Annotated in this window: 18 protein-coding genes; 12 read left to right on the top strand and 6 right to left on the bottom strand. The window is 57.8% G+C overall.

Features of this window, described 5'->3' with window-relative positions; translation table 11 throughout:
- Positions 1-972: 972 nt before the first annotated feature.
- Entirely contained in the window at positions 973-2,331 is a 1,359-nt protein-coding gene (locus tag ABGM91_RS08630) for a glycosyltransferase family 39 protein (RefSeq protein ID WP_354831456.1), read from the bottom strand.
- A 441-nt stretch (positions 2,332-2,772) separates the two neighbouring features.
- Between ABGM91_RS08630 and ABGM91_RS08625 the strand changes: the two genes are divergently transcribed.
- The 8 genes from ABGM91_RS08625 to ABGM91_RS08590 all read left to right on the top strand — a co-directional run bounded on the left by ABGM91_RS08625 (position 2,773) and on the right by ABGM91_RS08590 (position 11,930).
- A complete protein-coding gene (locus tag ABGM91_RS08625; RefSeq protein ID WP_102714264.1) occupies positions 2,773-3,288 on the top strand; it encodes a YlbF family regulator in 516 nt (171 codons plus the stop codon).
- Positions 3,289-3,500: 212 nt separating this feature from the next.
- Positions 3,501-4,451 (top strand): tRNA dihydrouridine synthase DusB, encoded by a 951-nt coding sequence (dusB, locus tag ABGM91_RS08620; protein ID WP_354831452.1) that lies wholly within the window; start codon positions 3,501-3,503, stop codon positions 4,449-4,451.
- A gap of 211 nt (positions 4,452-4,662) precedes the next feature.
- Positions 4,663-6,309, top strand: coding sequence for a GspE/PulE family protein (locus tag ABGM91_RS08615; protein ID WP_290566630.1), 1,647 nt, complete (start codon positions 4,663-4,665; stop codon positions 6,307-6,309).
- A gap of 28 nt (positions 6,310-6,337) precedes the next feature.
- Positions 6,338-7,996: a GspE/PulE family protein gene (locus tag ABGM91_RS08610; protein ID WP_290566629.1), complete on the top strand. Its 1,659-nt coding sequence runs from the start codon at positions 6,338-6,340 to the stop codon at positions 7,994-7,996.
- 65 nt (positions 7,997-8,061) lie between these two features.
- Positions 8,062-9,330 (top strand): type II secretion system F family protein, encoded by a 1,269-nt coding sequence (locus tag ABGM91_RS08605; protein ID WP_354831448.1) that lies wholly within the window; start codon positions 8,062-8,064, stop codon positions 9,328-9,330.
- Between the two features lie 22 nt (positions 9,331-9,352).
- A complete protein-coding gene (locus tag ABGM91_RS08600) occupies positions 9,353-10,021 on the top strand; it encodes a prepilin-type N-terminal cleavage/methylation domain-containing protein (protein WP_290566627.1) in 669 nt (222 codons plus the stop codon).
- A 135-nt stretch (positions 10,022-10,156) separates the two neighbouring features.
- Entirely contained in the window at positions 10,157-11,101 is a 945-nt protein-coding gene (locus ABGM91_RS08595) for a glycosyltransferase family 2 protein (protein ID WP_354831445.1), read from the top strand.
- A gap of 7 nt (positions 11,102-11,108) precedes the next feature.
- Positions 11,109-11,930 carry a glycosyltransferase family 2 protein gene (locus ABGM91_RS08590; RefSeq protein WP_354831443.1) on the top strand — a complete coding sequence of 274 codons (822 nt, stop codon included), beginning with the start codon at positions 11,109-11,111 and terminating at the stop codon, positions 11,928-11,930.
- Positions 11,931-12,088: 158 nt separating this feature from the next.
- Here the strand turns inward: ABGM91_RS08590 and ABGM91_RS08585 are convergent, their stop codons facing one another.
- Positions 12,089-12,544, bottom strand: a complete 456-nt coding sequence (locus tag ABGM91_RS08585) for a nucleoside-diphosphate kinase (protein ID WP_215429275.1) — start codon at positions 12,542-12,544, stop codon at positions 12,089-12,091.
- A gap of 103 nt (positions 12,545-12,647) precedes the next feature.
- On the bottom strand, positions 12,648-13,424 hold the full coding sequence (locus ABGM91_RS08580) for a hypothetical protein (protein WP_354831440.1): 777 nt from the start codon (positions 13,422-13,424) through the stop codon (positions 12,648-12,650).
- 105 nt (positions 13,425-13,529) lie between these two features.
- On the opposite strand from ABGM91_RS08580, the gene ABGM91_RS08575 reads away from it, so the two are divergent.
- From ABGM91_RS08575 to smpB, 3 genes are all read left to right on the top strand, one after another.
- The gene (locus ABGM91_RS08575) at positions 13,530-14,096 is read left to right on the top strand and encodes a pseudouridine synthase (RefSeq protein ID WP_354831438.1); all 567 of its coding nucleotides are present in this window, start codon (positions 13,530-13,532) and stop codon (positions 14,094-14,096) included.
- A gap of 75 nt (positions 14,097-14,171) precedes the next feature.
- Complete coding sequence (locus ABGM91_RS08570; protein ID WP_102714286.1) at positions 14,172-14,393, top strand: DNA-directed RNA polymerase subunit omega; 222 nt, start codon at positions 14,172-14,174, stop codon at positions 14,391-14,393.
- A 114-nt stretch (positions 14,394-14,507) separates the two neighbouring features.
- A complete protein-coding gene (gene smpB / locus ABGM91_RS08565) occupies positions 14,508-14,966 on the top strand; it encodes an SsrA-binding protein SmpB (protein ID WP_102714758.1) in 459 nt (152 codons plus the stop codon).
- A gap of 42 nt (positions 14,967-15,008) precedes the next feature.
- On the opposite strand, the gene ABGM91_RS08560 is transcribed toward smpB, so the two are convergent.
- Positions 15,009-15,572, bottom strand: coding sequence for a ribonuclease H-like domain-containing protein (locus ABGM91_RS08560; protein ID WP_215429281.1), 564 nt, complete (start codon positions 15,570-15,572; stop codon positions 15,009-15,011).
- Between the two features lie 80 nt (positions 15,573-15,652).
- On the opposite strand from ABGM91_RS08560, the gene ABGM91_RS08555 reads away from it, so the two are divergent.
- Entirely contained in the window at positions 15,653-16,117 is a 465-nt protein-coding gene (locus ABGM91_RS08555; RefSeq protein ID WP_354831435.1) for a tRNA (cytidine(34)-2'-O)-methyltransferase, read from the top strand.
- Between the two features lie 69 nt (positions 16,118-16,186).
- Here the strand turns inward: ABGM91_RS08555 and ABGM91_RS08550 are convergent, their stop codons facing one another.
- Together ABGM91_RS08550 and ABGM91_RS08545 are read right to left on the bottom strand one after the other, a co-directional pair.
- Entirely contained in the window at positions 16,187-16,795 is a 609-nt protein-coding gene (locus ABGM91_RS08550) for a DUF2238 domain-containing protein (protein ID WP_290566621.1), read from the bottom strand.
- Between the two features lie 79 nt (positions 16,796-16,874).
- The gene (locus tag ABGM91_RS08545) at positions 16,875-18,017 is read right to left on the bottom strand and encodes a citrate/2-methylcitrate synthase (protein WP_215429287.1); all 1,143 of its coding nucleotides are present in this window, start codon (positions 18,015-18,017) and stop codon (positions 16,875-16,877) included.
- Positions 18,018-18,072 lie beyond the last annotated feature (55 nt).

The following is an 18,072-nucleotide window of genomic DNA, read 5'->3' as shown; positions in this document are numbered from 1 at the left end:
ACCCACAACATTTTGAGGACAAGCTTTTTTGTTCCTTGAAAAATCCTGATGCCAACAGGAAGGATAGGAAAATTCCCATCTGTTTCTTTCCCGGAGGCACGTCTTCCGGCTATTCAAATTTTCTGTCTATGGCGGAAAGAATTTTGTATTAAATGCTTTTTTTCAAATTTATAGCTTGTCTCCGGATTGGAAATCCGATTTTGACACAAATAATTGATTTTGAGATGCATAGACATCGTTTCAACACGGAGGTAGAAAGAAACAATGAAAATGAAAGCAAAAGGGAAAGAAGAACCTGCAGAACAAACCCCCGCGCCATAGTCCCAAGCGTAAAATCAGCGCAGAACTCTCCAAACTGGTTATGGAGCTCCGAAGAATTAGCAACACTGGAACCCGGCGGCTCAATGTGGACTTCCCTTGAATCATGGCATCAGGCTCGCTCTGGGGACAATCCACAAAATACCTATTATCTCCGGAGCAAAGCCTCTTTTGAAGCAGGGGAAGAAAAGTCATTGGCCCGTCATGAACGCATCTCTTCCTGCGGAAGGAATTCAAAGGGATACCTGAAAAATCACCCCGGGCGCGGATCAAGATACAGCAACGGGCGACTGCTCAAGATACAGGGTCATGAAACTCTATAAAAGTTAAACAGCGGTCAATACGCCTCTATTCTTAAAGTGCCTTTTGGCAGAAATGCCATTCCCCATTCGGCATATTCAGGCAGACGGTTCTTGGCAGCACCGGAACTTTCCCGGCTCAAAAAACTGTGGGACGAAGGCCTGATTATCCCGTTCTACCAAAACGCAGACAAGATACGGAAAGAAGCCGGACACTGCCGGAAAAAGAACGTCCTCACCCCGCAACATGAGAGCTTTCCTCCCTGAAGAATTTGTACCGGGATGCCAAAAGCATGGAACGGTGAAGTAAGCCGTATTTCATTCCCAGGAGAGGCCCATCCATGGGGCGGTCCTTTTATTCTTCAGAGGACGGCCTGTTTTCCGCTTCCGACACCCGGCACCAGAATTCCCCCTTGTCCAGCCCCGGCATCAAGGGCTTATAGCCGTGCTGCCGCAGAAAAGAATCATCATCCCGTGAACTGGTGTGGATGATATCCGGCAGACCCTGCTCAATGTAATTATATTGCTCCCTGACCATTTCTTCCGACGGGAAATTCTGGAGGAACCAATATCTTCCGCAGGGCTTCCAGTCCCAGGTAATGCCGAAGCCCCTGTCCAGCCAGCCCAGATACAGGACGGAGGCTCCGGAAAACGGGGCCAGCCGTTCCCGGACGGCGGGGGAATGAAGATCCCTGCCGTTCCAGACAAAATCTCCTTTCCGGACGGCCCCCGTCAGCCCGGCAGCCATTCCGGCTCCCGTGAGGCAGACAATGGCCAGCGTTCCGGCCGCCATCCGCGGCAGGCGCAGGGAAAAGCGCCGTTCCGCCTGGGCCACGAAGAAGATGGTCACCCAGATCATCATGGGTGAAAGGATGGAGTTGTAATAGTAGTTGTACACGCTGAACATCTCCACCTTGAAGAAGATATACAACAGGGCCGTGAACAGGAGCGCTTTTTGCGTTTTTAACTGACGCCATCCCGCTATTGCCAGAGCCCAGATGACAGCCGCCCACATCAATATGTCGGACAGGCAGCGGACCGGAGCCGGCCTCAGGAGTTTGGCCCACCACGTAGCCTCCTGGGCCACCGTTCCATAACGCACGGAGCACAACAGGTATTCATTCATCGCTTCTTTCCAAACGCCGTGGAATACCAGCCAAGCCGAACAGGGAACCACCACGGCCAGGAGCCCGGCTGCCGTCATCCCCAGAGCCGCCGCCGCCTCTTTTTTCCATCCGTTCCACCACAGCCACAGGCACAGAACCCCGCTTAAGGCGCACACGGGAAAGGCTATGGAAAACTTCATCATGAAGGCAGCCCCGGCAAATACCCCGGCTACTCCGGACAGGAACAGCAGGCTGCGCCTGTCCCGCATCCGGAAATACCGCACCAGCCCGTAAACCACGGCCGCCATCCCTGGCCAGCACAGTTCCTCCACCCCGCCCCCGCGCTGGAAGGGGAATGAATCAAACAGAAACAGGCACAGCAGCATGGAAGCCAGCAGGCTGCCGCGCCGTGACAGATAAAAGCGCGCCGTCCTGCAAGCCAGTAAAAGCGTCGTAAAAAGGGTTACGCACTGAATGAGGAATATTCCGGCAAATGAATGTCCGTCAATCCAGGCGGCGGCGTAATAAATCCACACCAGCAGGGGACCCTTGCTGTCCGCCATTTCCACATAGGGGAGAAGGCCATGAAGGAGTCCGCGTCCGAACATGAAGAAAATGGAAGGGTCCGGAGAAGGATAAAAGGAATACAAGGGGGACGTATCCGAACACGCACCCACCACCATAACAGACCAAATAAGGAGCGCTAACGGAATTTTCCACCCCAAGGGAGCTAAGGGATTATTTTTTCCTGCCATAGGCTGAACAACAAACGGGATTGTGCGGATTAGGAATCCGAAGTCAATATTACTTTTTCATCACAAATACATTTCTCCAATACTATCCATTATTTTCCCGTATATTGCCGTTGAAGAAAATATTTGTTAGAGAAGTATCATATACTCTTGATTATAATATATTTTTGTTTACTTTTTGCGTTGTTGGTTATCGCATTCGGATTCCTAATCCGCGAACACCCTGACACGAAAATGCACGCCATGCCTCGCAACCGGGTTGCCCTGCGTTGAAAGCCATGATTAAATGGATTTCATATGAATACCCCCGTTCTCAATGACAACCTGCGCACTGCCACGGAAGCCCTCTGCAACATGCTTGCCAAGGAAGACCAGGTTGTGGCCGCCAAGGCGAAAATCGGCCTCTTTTTCCAGAACCCCGAGGCAACCAAGCTTTTTGAAGAAGTGAATGCCTACGGCGAAGAACTGCGCAACAAGCACCTGGCCGGCATGCCCCCCACGGAAGAAGAAATTGCCAAGTTTGATTCCCTGCGTGAAAACGTGATCAAGAACGACGCGGCACGCGGCTTCCTGGAAGCGCGCCAGACCATTGACGAACTCCTGAACACCATCAACCAGTACCTGGGCATGTCCATTGATCTTGGCCATGCCCCCACTCCGGAAGAAATTGAAGAAGCCCGCCAGCGCGCGATGAGTTCCGAGTCTTCCTGCTCCTGCGGCGGCAGCTGCGACAAGGATAGCTGCGACTGTGACGGCAATTGCGATCATGACCACGATCACAAGGACGGCGGCTGCGGGTGCGGCCACCACTAAAACGACGCTCTTTCCATTTGACGCCAAACGGCTTCACTCCCGGAGTGAAGCCGTTTTTCTATTTCCGGAGCCGCCAGAGAACACCCTTCCTTTTCTGTCAGGGCGGCCAAGACGCTTGAACGGGATACGGGGGCATGTTAGCCTCATTCTAAGGAATCATGACTTTCTCCAACCGCACAACTTCCCTTCCGTTTTTTAAGACGGATTTTCCCTTGTTCCTGGCCCCGATGGCCGGGGTGACGGACCCTGTTTTCCGCACCATCTGCAAGGAACTGGGGGCTGACGTGATGGTCACGGAGTTCGTCTCCGCGGAAGGCATTCTCCAGGCATGGGAAAGAAACCGCCGGTACACGAAGATAGAAGACGCCCACCGCCCCATAGGGATTCAGCTTTTCGGCGCGGACGGAGAGCACATGGGAGAAGCCGCCCGGATTATTCTGGACCATGATAAGCCGGATTTCATTGACATCAATTTCGGCTGCCCGGTTCCCAAGGTCGTGGGCAAGAATGGCGGCTCCTCCCTGCTGAAGGACCTGCCCCTGCTGGCCTCCGTAGCGGCAGGGGTGGTGAAAGCGGTAGGGGACCGCATTCCCGTCACGGCCAAAATACGCATTGGCTGGGATTTCCAGAATTTGTGCGCCATGGACGCGTGCCACCTGCTGGAGGAAGAGGGCATTTCCATGATTACCATCCATGGGCGCACCCGCTCCCAGCAGTATTCCGGCACGGCCAACTGGGACATTATTGACGAATGCGCGCGGGCCATCTCCGTTCCCGTCATCGGAAACGGGGATATTTCCACCCCGCAGGGGGTGGCCTATGTGAAGGAAAATACAGCCGTGAGCGGCGTGATGATTGGCCGGGCGGCCATGGAGAACCCATGGATTTTCGGAGACGCCAGGTATTACCTGCTGCACAGGGCCATGCCCCCGGCTAGGGACCCGCAGGAAAAGACGGCCCTGATCCTGCGCCATACCCGCATGGCCCTGGATTCCGGCCATTACGGGGATGAGCTCCACACCATGCGCCACATGAGGTCACGAATTCTGGCTTATACCAAGGGCTTTCCCGGCGCCAAGGAAATGCGCGCGCGCCTGGTGCGCGTCTCCAGCATGGCGGAACTGGAAGACCTGCTCTCCGCCATGCCGCGCCAGCGGTCCTGAGAGAAGGAGAACTCCCGCACGCCAGGATATTCTACAGGCCCGGAAAGCGGCGCGCATGGAATTTCCTTTTCCCCTACTCCTCTTCCTCCTGAAAAAAAATGCCCTTTTGAGGGAAGCTAAGTTGACTTTACGGCGCGAACCTGTCAGAAATAGGGGAGTATCCTGCCGCTCCGTTTCGGCAGACTTCCAACCATAGACTCCAGAGATCGACGTGTACTCCAACGAATCATATCTCATCGAACTTCTTACGCAGGCCGGCTATCTGAATGAAGAGATTCTTCAATATGCGCGCAGTCAAAAATCTCCCACCCAGGATCTGGTTGATTTCCTTATCCAGGCCAATTATCTTACGGAAGATGTCATCGCCCAGGTGGCGGCGTCCAATTCCCTGCTGCCCGTCGTGGATCTGGGGCCCATGCACATTCCCCAGGAAGTGCGCGAACTGATCACGCCGGAGCTGGCGCGGCGCTTCCGGGCCATTCCCATTTCCGACGACGGTTTTTCCATCAACATCGCCATTGACGATCCGCTGAACCTGGAGACCATGGACAGCCTGCCCCAGCTGATGGGGCGCGACATTATTTTCAGCGTAGCCACCCACAGCGCGGTGGAAAGCCGCCTGAAGGAGTTTTACCGCGACCTGACCGTTCCGGCGGACGCCGCCGGCAGTGAGGGGGAAGACGGAGACGCCCCCATCATCCGCCTGGTGCAGCAGATGCTGACGGACGCCTTCAAGATGCGCGCGTCAGACATTCACATTGAGCCCATGGAAAACCGGCTCCGCATCCGCTACCGCGTAGACGGCAAGCTGGTGGAAGTAGCCACCCACCCCAAGAAGCTGCTCAGCCCCATCATCGCCCGCCTGAAGGTGATGAGCACCACCATGAGCATTGCGGAAAAGCGCATGCCCCAGGACGGCCGAATCCAGATGAACATCGGCGGCAAGCAGGTTGACCTTCGTGTGTCTTCCGTCCCCAGCAACCACGGGGAAAGCATCGTCATGCGTATTCTGGACAAGTCAGCCCTGGTGCTGGGCCTGCCCCAGCTCGGCTTCTTCTCTGATGATGAAGCCGTGTTTGACCGCCTCATCACCCTGCCGGACGGCATCATCCTGGTGACGGGCCCCACCGGGTCCGGTAAGACCACCACCCTTTACGCGTGCTTGAACCACATCAACCGTCCGGATAAAAAGATCATCACGGTGGAAGACCCCGTGGAATACGAGCTCTCCGGCATCAACCAGGTGATGGTGAAGGCGGACATCGGCATGACCTTCGCCGCCGCCCTGCGCGCCATGCTCCGCCAGGCCCCCAATATCATCATGATCGGGGAAATTCGAGACATGGAAACGGCCAGCATCGCCATCAACGCCTCCCTGACGGGCCACCTGGTGTTCTCCACCCTTCACACCAATGACGCTCCCAGCGCCGTGGCCCGTCTGGCGGACATCGGCATCAAGCGCTTCCTGATCGCCTCATCCGTCCGCGCCATCATGGCCCAGCGCCTTGTCCGCAAGCTGTGCGACCGCTGCAAGGTGGACGGCGTGCTGACGGAGAAGCAGGCGCATACGCTGAACATTGACATGTCACGCCTTACTCCGGGACAGATCAAGGCCCCCCACGGCTGCGACTTCTGCCGCGGCGGCGGGTTCAAGGGACGAATGGGTCTCTTTGAAATTTTTGAGATCGACGACGAAGTGCGCCGCATGATCAACGAGAACCTGACCTCCCCCCAGCTGCGCAAGCGCGCCCGGGAACTCGGCATGAGAACCCTGAGAGAGGACGGCGTGCGCAAGGTGCTGGCCGGGCTGACCTCTCCGGAAGAAGTCCTCAATGTCACCATGGGAGACGCCAACTGATTTTTCCCCGCAATTCATTCTGATTATTATGGACACCAATCTTACACTGGAACTTTTCATCGGCCGGGGAATGATCGACAAATCCCTGGCGAAGGATATCAAGGAGGAAATGACCGTCTCCGGCAAGGAGTTGCCGGAAGTGCTCGCGGATTTCGGCATCATTGGCAGCAAGGACGATATCTGGCAGATGATCGCCAGCGACCTGGGCACGGAATTCATCACCCTGGACAATTTCAAACCGGACCCGAACGTGCAGAATATGATGCCGGCCACACTCGTGCGCCTGCACGGCGCCCTGCCCGTGCGGCACGGCCCGGAAGGCCTGTACGTTTGCCTGGTGGACCCCCTGAACCCGCAAACGGTGGAAGACCTGCGCTTCGCCCTGGGCCAGAACATCCACGTTCTCATAGCTCCGGATTACCAGATTTCCGAACGCATCAATGAGCTGTACGGCGGAGAAACCGCCGCCATGAAAGACCTGATGCAGGAACTCAACAATCTGGAAGTCAGCAACGAGACGGAGGATTCCGCCGCAGCGCCCGTTATCCGCTTTGTGGACCTGGTCATCACGCAGGCCATTAAGGAAAAAGCCTCCGACATTCACTTTGAGCCTTTTGAAAAGGAATTCAAAATCCGCTACCGCGTGGACGGCTCCCTGTATGAAATGCAGCCTCCCCCCGTGCACCTGTCCGTGCCGGTCATTTCCCGCGTCAAGGTCATGGCGAACATGAACATCGCGGAACGCCGCGTTCCACAGGACGGCCGAATCGTCAAGCAGATAGGGAACCGCTCGGTGGACATGCGTGTTTCCTCCCTCCCCACCCAGTACGGGGAATCCGTGGTGCTCCGCGTACTGGACCGCTCTTCCGTCAACCTGAACCTGGATAACCTGGGGCTGCCCACCCACATTCACGAATATATTCTGGACACGGTTCGCAAGCCTAACGGTATTTTCATTGTCACCGGTCCTACCGGCGCTGGCAAGACCACCACGCTGTACGCCGCCCTGCGGGAAATCAATACTATTGATTCCAAGGTGCTGACGGCGGAAGACCCCGTGGAATATGACATTGACGGCATTATCCAGATCCCGATCAATGAAGCCATCGGCCTGGATTTCCCGATGGTCCTCCGTGCCTTCCTGCGACAGGACCCGGACCGCATTCTGGTGGGGGAAATGCGAGACATGGCGACCGCCCAAATTGCCATCCAGGCATCCCTGACGGGCCACTTGGTGCTCTCCACCCTGCACACGAACGACTCCGCAGGCGCCATTACACGACTGGTGGACATGGGCTGTGAACCTTTCCTGGTGGCGGCCTCCCTGGAAGGGGTGCTGGCCCAGCGCCTGGTGCGTACCATCTGCCCGGACTGCCGCACGCCGTACGAACCCTCCTCCTCCATCCTCTCCCAGCTTGGCGTATCTCCCTATGAACTGGGAGACAAGCACTTTTACACGGGCCGGGGCTGTGACAAGTGCTCCAATTCCGGTTACAAGGGCCGGCAGGGGATTTATGAGCTGCTGGATATCAACGACACCCTGCGGGACATGATCACGGACCGCGCTCCCTCCGTGGTGCTGAAGCAGAAGGCCATTGAAATGGGCATGTCCACCCTGCGTGAAGACGGTTTGAGAAACATTTACAACGGCAATACCACCATTGAAGAAGTGCTGAAGTACACTTAATGGACAGCCGGACACCGCACTCCCATTTCAACCACCAAGCAGAAAACACTTAAAACACCACATATATGCCTAAATATCAATATACAGCACTTGACCATAAAGGCGACCAGAAAACGGGTACCCTGGAGGCCAATTCCGAAGCGGAGGCCATGGAATCCATCCGGGCGCATGGCCTGTACCCCACCCAAATCGTAGAAGCGGGCAAGGGCAAGATCCAGCAAACAGCCGCCGCCAAGAAGAAGGCCACGGGAGCCAAAAAACAGAAAGGCAGGGTAGGCGCCAGGATCAAGGCGAAGGCCCTGATGATTTTCACCCGCCAGCTGGCCACCCTGATTGACGCCGGGCTGCCCCTGCTCCAGAGCTTGAACGTGCTGGCCAAGCAGGAAGCCAACCCCAACCTGCGTGTGACCATTGAAGCCCTGGGGGATTCCGTTCAGGGCGGCTCCACCTTCTCGGAAGCCCTGGCCCAGCACCCCAAAATCTTTGACCGCCTGTTCGTGAACATGGTGAAGGCCGGTGAACTGGGCGGTGTGCTGGAAGTCGTGCTGAACCGCCTGGCGGAATACCAGGAAAAGGCGCAGAAACTGAAGAGCAAGGTAATCACCGCCATGGTGTACCCCTCCATCGTCCTGTTCATTGCGGTAGGCATCGTGATCTTCCTGATGCTGGTCATCGTTCCCAAGTTCAAGGCCATGTTCGCGGAACAAGGCAGTGAGCTTCCCGCCATTTCCGAGTTCGTGTTCGGCATCAGTGACTGGTTCATGGCCGCTCCGTTCTTTGTGCCGAATGCCGTTATTCTGGCCGCCGTCATCGCCATCCTGTACGCCGTCTTCACGGCCATGAGCAAGACGCCCAACGGACGCCGCAAGATTGACACGGCCCTGCTGACCATGCCCGTCATCGGTAACGTGCAGAGCAAAAGCGCCATCGCCCGCTTCGCCCGTACCTTCGGCACGCTGGTCACTTCCGGCGTTCCCATTCTCCAGGCGCTCACCATCACCAAGGACACTGCCGGGAACATGATCGTGGGAGACGCCATCGGCCTTATCCATGATTCCGTGAAGGAAGGTGAATCCGTGGTTACGCCCATGTCTTCCTCCAAGCTTTTCCCGCCCATGGTGATCTCCATGGTGGACGTGGGTGAAGAAACCGGGCAGCTTCCGGACATGCTCCTCAAGATTGCGGACGTTTACGATGATGAAGTGGACAACGCCGTGGGGGCCATGACCTCCATGCTGGAACCCATCATGATCGTGTTCCTGGCCGTGGTTGTGGGCGGCATCGTGTTCGCCATGTTCCTGCCCCTTCTGCAGGTCATTGAGAAAATGGGTTAACCCTCCTCCAGAAGCAGACCAGATGAAGATTCGCTCCGCATACAGCCGCCTCCGGGCGGCACAGGGCTTCACCCTCATGGAAATCCTGGTGGTGATGGTCATCATCGTGGTGCTTGCCACGCTGACCATCTCCATCTACACCTGGCTTGAAACCCGGAAGAACGAACAGGCCACGGAATCCATCGTCCGCAAGATTGAAATGGGGCTGGAGAGCTACCACAGCGACCATGACCGCTACCCCTACGGTACGGAAGCCCCCTTCAACAACCACGGAGTAGCCGTGGCGAACGGCGAGGAGTACAGCTCCAACGTGGTATACATGGCCCTCTTCGGCGACCACAAGAATGAAGGCATGCCTTCCAGGGATACCACCATTTACAATGATGAGCTGAATCCCGCCACCCAGCCCAAGAGCAACCCGACCGTCCGGGAAGTCCATGTGAAGGGCAAGGACGGCAGGCCCGTCACGCTTTACATCCTGGCGGACCCGTGGGGCTCCCCCTACCGCTACCGCCTGGGCAGCGAGCAGGCCATCCCCTCCAAATCCGCCAGCGCAAAGAACCTGAAAATGGGCAACGGCATGAATCCGGATTACGATTTCTGGTCCTTCGGCAAGGACGGAGACAGTGACCTGAAAGACCCGCACGCCCCTGAAAACGAGGATGACATCGGCAACCTGCCGAAATTCTGATTCTTCCGTTTTTTCCACGCGCAGCGCCTTTTTCAGCGGCCTTCCCTTCCGCCCTGCGGAGGGAAGGCCGCTCTGCGTACAGGGCACTATTTTCTGGCATCCGGAAAGCCCCTGGCGTATGATGCGGGCACTGCCATGAAACGAATTTCCCTGATCGTTCCCTGCCTGAATGAAGAGCAGGCCATTCCGGCGTTCAAACAAGAGGTGGACCGGGTTTTCAAGGAACACCTGGAGGGATACGCCCTGGAACTTATCTTTGTGGATGACGGCTCCACAGACCGCACCCTGGAGATAATCAAGGAGCTGGCGGAACATTCCCCGGAGGTGAAGTTTATTTCCTTTTCCCGCAACTTCGGGAAGGAAGCGGCCATTTACGCGGGGCTGGAAGCGGCCACGGGTGATTATGCAGCCGTCATGGACGTGGACCTTCAGGACCCGCCCTCCCTGCTGCCGCAGATGGTGAAAGCCATTGACGAGGAAGGGTACGACTGCGCCGGAACGCGCCGCGTCACCCGGAAGGGGGAACCGCCGCTGCGTTCTTTCTTTGCGCGCGCCTTTTACAAGACGATTCACCGGATATCGGACACCCACATCGTGGACGGCGCCCGGGATTACAAGCTAATGACGCGCCCCGTGCTGGAGGCCCTGCTTTCCCTGAAGGAGTACAACCGCTTTTCCAAAGGCCTGTATGAATGGGTGGGCTTCCGCACCAAATGGTTTGAGTATGAGAATGTGGAGCGGGTGGCGGGAGAAACCAAATGGTCCTTCTTCAAACTGTTCCTTTACTCCATTGAAGGCATTGTGGCCTTCTCCACAGCCCCCCTGGCCCTGGCCTCCATCATGGGGGTGATGCTTTCCTTCATTTCCTTTCTTGCCATCATCGCGCTGACGGTCCGGGAGTTGATCTGGCCCCATTCCGCCTATGGCTGGACTTCCATGGTCTGCGTTTTCTGCCTGATGGGCGGCATCGTCCTGCTGTGCCTGGGCATCCTGGGCCAGTACCTGGCCAAGACCTATACGGAGGTCAAAAAACGCCCCATCTACATCGCCAGGGAACGCTCCATCAGTCCCTCCAAATAAAATTTCCATGGATACCGAGCCTGATTTCAGCATCGTTACGCCCAGCTATAATTACGCCAGCTACGTGCGGGAGTGCATTGAAAGCGTCAGGAACCAGGAAGGCGCCACGTTTGAGCACATCATCCAGGACGCCGGCTCCACGGACGGAACGCTGGACATCCTGAACTCCTACCCGCACCTGAAATTGCATGTGGAGAAGGATTCCGGCATGTCTGAGGGCATCAACCGCGGCTTCCGGAGGGCGCGCGGCAAGTGGGTCATGTGGCTGAATACGGACGACAGGCTGCTGCCTGGGGCTCTGGCAGCCGTCAAGGCCTTTGCGGATTCCCGCCCGGATGCGGACATCGTGCACGGGGCCTGGAACTTCATTGATGCGGACGGGGCCGTCCAGCGGCCCATGAAAGCCCTGCCCTACAGCCTCCGCATGCACATCTGGTACGGCACGTACCTGGCCTCCACCGCGCTGTTCCTGCGCAGGAGCACCACGATTGAGGAAGGATTCCTGCTGGACGAACGGTTCCGGTACGACATGGACGGGGAGTATTACGCCCGCCTGGGCCGTGCCGGAAAAAAGTTCGTCCATTACAACAGGCTGCTGGCGGATTTCCGCTGGCACGGCGACAACCTGAGCGCCCCCAATGTGGAGCTCCGGGACATGGACGCCGAATTAAAGCGCCAGAAGCAGCACAGCGAGGACGCCGCCATCAAGCGCATTTACGGTTATTCCTTTTCCAGGCACAGCTGCAACAATATCCTGGACGGCCTGATGCGCGAGGCCTACCGGATGAAAAAAGCCTTCCTGTACCTGACCACTCCCTGGGAAAAATAATTTGCCTTTTCCCGGTTTTCCTCCCTTCCCTGCGGCCGCGGGGCATGCCTGCCCCATGGAGGCTCATCCTTCTGCGGGGCATACCCCAGGCAAGGCAAGAGCCGCAGCCTTATCACAAGCCGCGGCTCTGGCAAACCGGAGGTAAAAAGGGCAACGCCTCAGTTAAGGCTGTCAAACAGCTCTTCTTCACGGAAGAACCGTACCAGTTCCACGGCGGCGGATTCGCGGCTGTCGGAAGCATGGCAGATATTCATCATGCTGTCCGTTCCGTAATCCCCGCGGATGGTGCCCTTCTGCGCCTTCTGGGAGTTGGTGGGCCCCAGCAGCTCACGCACGCGCACGATCACGCCCGGTCCCTTCAGGGCGATGGCGATAACCGGGGAGCTGGTCATGAAATCAAGCAGTTTCGGGAACAGCAGTTCCCCGTTGACCACAAGGTCCAGAATATGGGAGTAATGTTCCCGGAGAATAGGCTCGTCAAGCTGGATCATCTTAATGCCGCGCAGGCGAAACCCCTCGGACAAAAAACGTTTTAAAATGGTGCCGGAAAGGTTTTTCCGCACGCAATCGGGTTTGAGCAGAACCAGCGTTGTTTCTTCTTGAGTGTTTGGCATAAAATTAGCGAAGTTTCAGGATGAAGTGAGGGAATTACACCCTAATCCCCGGCAGGTCAAGGATAATTGCGCAACTGGTCTTCTCCGCCGGGCGGGGAATTCGTCACAGGCTTCTCTTGTAGGAATCGCACCGGTTCTTCCATCCGGCAAGCCAGCGGGCCTCCCCGCGCCCTGCCGGACTGTTGTCCACGCGCCGCTGAAGCACCCTTTTAGCCGCCTCCGCAAACTCCGCAGCAGCAGGCTGTCCGGGAGCAGCGGGGCGCATCTCTTCCAGCACCTGCATGAGCCCCCAGCCCTGGCCGCGGTACCTTTCTGCGGGATTGGTCCCCTCCCCCTTGAAATTCACGTAGTCAATCAGCGCATACATGCCGTTGGGCGCCATCGCCACGGCATTGTACCGCGCCGCCATCTCCGCCGGACGCCGGGACTGGCTCTTGATGCGCCCCAGGGCGGCCACGGACCTGCTGATGATAAAATCCGCCTGCATCTGAAGGGCCGCGGGACTGGACAGCCACTGCCGCATCCGTTCGGGCAGGCCGCCGCGGACGTCCGCCGCTTCAAACTCCCCCCTGGTGCGCCACGGGGCCGCGCCGGAAAACCATTCCGGCACGCGGGCGCCCCTTTTCCGGCAAAACCGGACAAAGGAAGGGAAGCTTTCCTCAAACCTTTCCCTGACTCCGGCGGGGAACCAGATGAAATGCCCGATGCCCAGCGAGGGGAACGCCTCCCCCCGGTTCCAGGAGACCAGCCCCCTGACGGTTCCGGCACATTCGTTCTGCCAGATTTTCCGCGCGATTTTCGCCTTCACTTCCCCCGCGTCCGGAGCTGCCTGCACCCAGCCGGGCAAGCAGCACGCCAGCATCAGAATACCGCCTGCCATTTTTCCATGCATGGAGGTACTTTCCTTCCCCGGCGGGGACAAGTCAAGCCGCTTCAATTTCTCGTGCCAAGGACGGAGGCTCATGCTATACTTGCTCCGCACGGCATGATTCTGGCGTTCAACAAACCTTACGGAGTCCTTTCCCAATTCACGCGGGAGGCGCCCCACCACCGGACACTGGCGGAATTCGGCTTCCCCTCCGGCGTGTATCCCGTCGGCAGGCTGGACGCAGATTCTGAAGGCCTTCTCCTTTTGTCCGATGAGAAATCCCTGGTGGACCGCCTCCTGAACCCCGCCAACCGGCACCCCCGAACTTACTGGAGCCAGGTGGAAGGCACCCCTTCCGCCGCGGACCTGCTCCCGCTGGAACGCGGGGGGCTCTCCATCCAGGGGTACCGCACGCTCCCCTGCCGGGTGCGCCTCATGGGCAGGGAACCGGACGTGCCGCCACGGAATCCCCCCGTGCGCTACCGCGCCGCCATCCCTACCTCCTGGCTGGAGCTGACTCTGGTGGAAGGTAAAAACCGCCAGGTGCGGCGCATGACTGCCGTCATCGGCTTTCCTACGCTCCGGCTCCTGCGCGCCAGGATAGGCAGGTTCCCGCTGGACGGCTTGGAACCCGGCTCATGGAAGGAGCTGACTTCCCGTGAACGAAGGGAGCTCATGCCGTAATATAGGCTTGCTTATGGACAGGGGGAGCCTTTATATGTCTTTCCGCATCAGGAGATCCTATCCAAACATTTTTACATGAAAGCCGAACTCGTCGAACAAGCCTCCAAAATCATTTCCGAGCCCCAGATGCTGATCAACGTGGTTTCCCGCCGCGTCGCCCAGCTCAATAATGGCCGCGCTCCCTTGGTCCCCACCACCCCCCACATGGGTAACGCGAACATTGCCCTGACGGAAATCGTTGAAGGCAAGCTTGTCTACCATGCAGAGTCAGACAGCCTTGAAGAAGGCAACCAGTAAAAAGCATACCCTCCCTACTGCCGTTCCGGCCCGGATTTCCGCACGGAGCATTCCATTTCAACCAGGCCCCGGCTCTTCCAGCCCGGGGCCTTTTCATCCCTCCCCCTCTCCGCCATGAGTTCCGACATCTCCACCAACAAGAAAGCCCGCCGGGATTATGAAATCCTGGACACCTACGAATGCGGCATGGAGCTCAAGGGAACGGAGGTCAAATCCATCCGCTCCGGCAAGGTGAACATAGCGGATTCCTTCGCCAGGGTGGAAAACGGCCAGATGCTCCTGTACGGCTGCGACATCCAGCCGTGGGAAACCGCCGGAGAATTCTTCCAGCACCAGTCCCGCCGCCCGCGCCGCCTGCTGCTCCACAAACGGGAAATTTTCAAGCTGGAGCAACAGACCTCCCAGAAAGGGTGCTCCCTGGTAGCCCTGAAACTGTACTGGAAAAACGGCAAGGTAAAACTGGCCCTGGGCCTGGGCAAGGGCAAGACCCACCGCGACCAGCGCTATGACCTGAAAGCCCGCGTGGAAATGCGGGAGGCCCAGCGGGAAGTGGCGCGCATCAACCGCCGCTGATTCAAATGGCGCCCAAACGGCCCCTCTTTCCGGAAGCGTCCTTTAGAGCTTCCAGTCCACAGGCAGTTCCACCGTACCACCTTTCTTGTCGTCATAACGGATGAAGCCGTGCTCTGCCCCGTACCAGTGCACGTCCCGCGTCACCTTCACATCAAAGCAGCAGTAGCGGGCAATCTCCATCAGTACATCCGTATTGCCCGTCTGCACGTACTCCGCCCACCACTTGAGGGCCTGGGTGCCTACGGCCGTTTTTGAAGAACCGATGGAGGCGGCCGCTACGGAATCCAGCTTCACGCGCACGCCTCCCCGCTGTTCGATGTCCCTGCAAAGGTCCAGATTGTTGGTGATGTCCACCAAGTTCCACATCGTATAGCGCTGAAGCACGCCGTAGTCGAAATGCTCGTGATTGTACCCCACCACCAGGTCGGCCTGGCGGAGCTGGAGGATCAGGTCATCAACCATCTCCTCGGAATAAATCGTGTACTTGCCGGAGGCCGTGGAATAAGTCACTCCCACGGAAACGCGCATGTCCGCCGTATTGTGCCAGCCGCCCACCTCCGCCGCGGAATGACGGGTTTCCAAGTCAAAATACACGATATCTCTCATCGGAAGGAAACGTACATGATTTGCCACTTTTGGACAAGTCTCACTTGAACGGAAGGCGCGTTTGTGGTGAGAATAGGTGCATGCACCCCCGTTTCCACATCGTCATGTTCCATCCGGAAATTCCGCATAACACGGGAGCGGCCGGGCGGCTGGCGCTGGCTACGGGGTCCAGGCTGCACCTGATCAGACCGCTGGGGTTCAGCCTGGATGAAAAGCACGTGCGCCGCACGGGCCTGGACTACTGGGCCAAAGTGGACCTCCGCGTATGGGAAAGCCTGGAGGAGCTGCAACGGGCGGCGGCCCCCGGCGCGCGGTTCTGGTACCTGACCACCAAGGCGCGCCGCTCCCACTGGGATGCGGAGCTCCGGGAGGGGGATTACCTGGTCTTTGGCCCGGAATCCCGCGGGCTGCCGGAAAGCCTGCTGAAAGAACACGCTGACACGGCCCTGACCATTCCCATGCCCGGGGAAGGCTCTCGCAGCCTGAACCTCTCCACTGCCGTAGCCATTGTCCTTTACGAAGGGCTGCGCCAGGCGGGCATTTAATACGGAAAACACCGGGGGCCTCCCTATTGCCCGTTCCATTCCGGCAGGCTGGGAACATGAATATCCCGGTCAGGAAGAAGCGGAATCCGCGCCTTTCCGGCGCCAGGGGCGCACCAGGTAAAAGAGAACCAGGGAGGCCACGGCCCCGCAGGTATCGCAGAACATGTCCTTCTGGGCATCCCAAATGTCTCCCTGGGAGCCGAGAAAGTCATTGGCGTCATTCCCGCCCACCATAACCGCGTACTGCCATTCAATGATCTCATAGGCAGCCGCCACGGCCATCACGAAGAAGAGGCCGAATATCCCCGCAAGCACCTTCCCCGCATATTGCCTGCGCACCAGGTATTCCGCCACGGGAAAAGCATAAAACCCCACCGTGAAGTGAGCCACGCGGTCAAAAGGGTTCCGGTGCGCCCCGACAAGTTCCCGGAACCATTCGAAAGGCACTTCCGCAAAGGTGTAATGCGCGCCCACCGTGTGGCACGCCAGCCAGAAAAACATCAGCGTATAGGACCAGTTGCTGAAGCGGAATTTCCGGAATCCCGCCGCCAGGAAAACCACCACCAGCGCCACGGGAATCACCTCCGCCACCCAGACGGAACGGGAGCTGGGTGAAATCCCCAGAGCTATGAACAACAGGGCGAATACGGACAGCAGGTAGAATGGATAGTTTTTCATGAGAGAGAAAGGGAGCGGGAATGATGCAAAAAAGGCGCCGGAGATGAACATCCAGCGCCTTTTCCGTTAAAAAACCTTGTTACCGCATATCAATAGTAGGAACAGGAATGCGGTCCTTGGGCCCCGTGTAGAGGGTCAGCGGCCTGTACAGCGTGTTGTCCTCCATCTGCTCCAGCACCTGGGCCACCCAGCCGCAGCAGCGGGCGATGGAGAAAATGGCCGTGAACAGCCTGGTGGGAATGCCGATGCTGTAATAAACCGTGGCGGAATAAAAATCCACGTTCGCATTAAGTCCCTTCCGCTCGCGGACGAGCTTGGCGATGCGTTCCGACATGCGAATCCACTTGGGCTCCCCGATTCTGGAGGAAAGGCGGATGGCCATGCGGCGCAGGTGCGGAGCGCGGGGGTCCAGCACGCGGTACACGCGGTGCCCCATGCCCATGATTTTTTCCCTCCGCGCCAGCTTGTCCTCAATGTAGGGGTCCACCTTGTCCTCCGTGCCTATTTCCTTGAGCATTTCAATCACGCCTTCATTGGCGCCCCCGTGAAGCGGCCCCTTCAGCGTGCCGATAGCCGCCGTAATGGCGGAATACATGTCTGAAAGAGTGGCGATGCAGACGCGCGCCGCAAAGGTGGAGGCGTTCATGCCGTGGTCCGCATGCAGGATGTAGGCCACGTCCAGGATATGGGCTTCATCCGGGTTGGGCTCTTCCCCTTTCAGCAGCCACAGGAAATGTTCCGACTCGCTCAGATCCTCCCGCACGGGCGGAAGGTCCAGCCCCTGGCACAAACGGTAATAGTACGCCACCATCACGGGAACCTTGGCAATCAGGCTGAGGCCTATTTCCTTCAACTGTCCGGCGTCCTTCGTCCGGTCGTCATACATGCCGAGCATGGACACCGCCGTACGGAGGGCGGACATGGGCCGTGCGGATTTGGTGGCCGTTTTAAAGAAATCCAGAATGGGCTGGGGAAGGTCGCGGTCGGAACGCAGGCGCTTCTTGATGGCCTCCAGCTCCTGCCGGTTGGGCAGACGCTTGTTGAGAAGCAGGTAAACCACTTCCTCAAAACAGCACATCTCCACCAGATCATCAATATCGTAGCCCAGATACAGCAACCGTCCTTCCTCACCGCGCACATCACTCAAGGCGGATTCATTGGCGATGATTCCTTTTAAACCTTTGGGATATGTGGGCTGTTGCGAAGAAGTGTCATTACTCATGTTAAAAAAATGCTACTGGGGATGAAGATTACCGATTAAAAGTCTAACAATCTTC

Source organism: Akkermansia muciniphila, assembly GCF_040616545.1.
In the GTDB taxonomy this organism is placed as follows: Bacteria; Verrucomicrobiota; Verrucomicrobiia; order Verrucomicrobiales; family Akkermansiaceae; genus Akkermansia; species Akkermansia muciniphila_E.
Note: the sequence above shows the minus strand (reverse complement) of the source record. Positions and strands in the feature narration are given on the sequence as shown.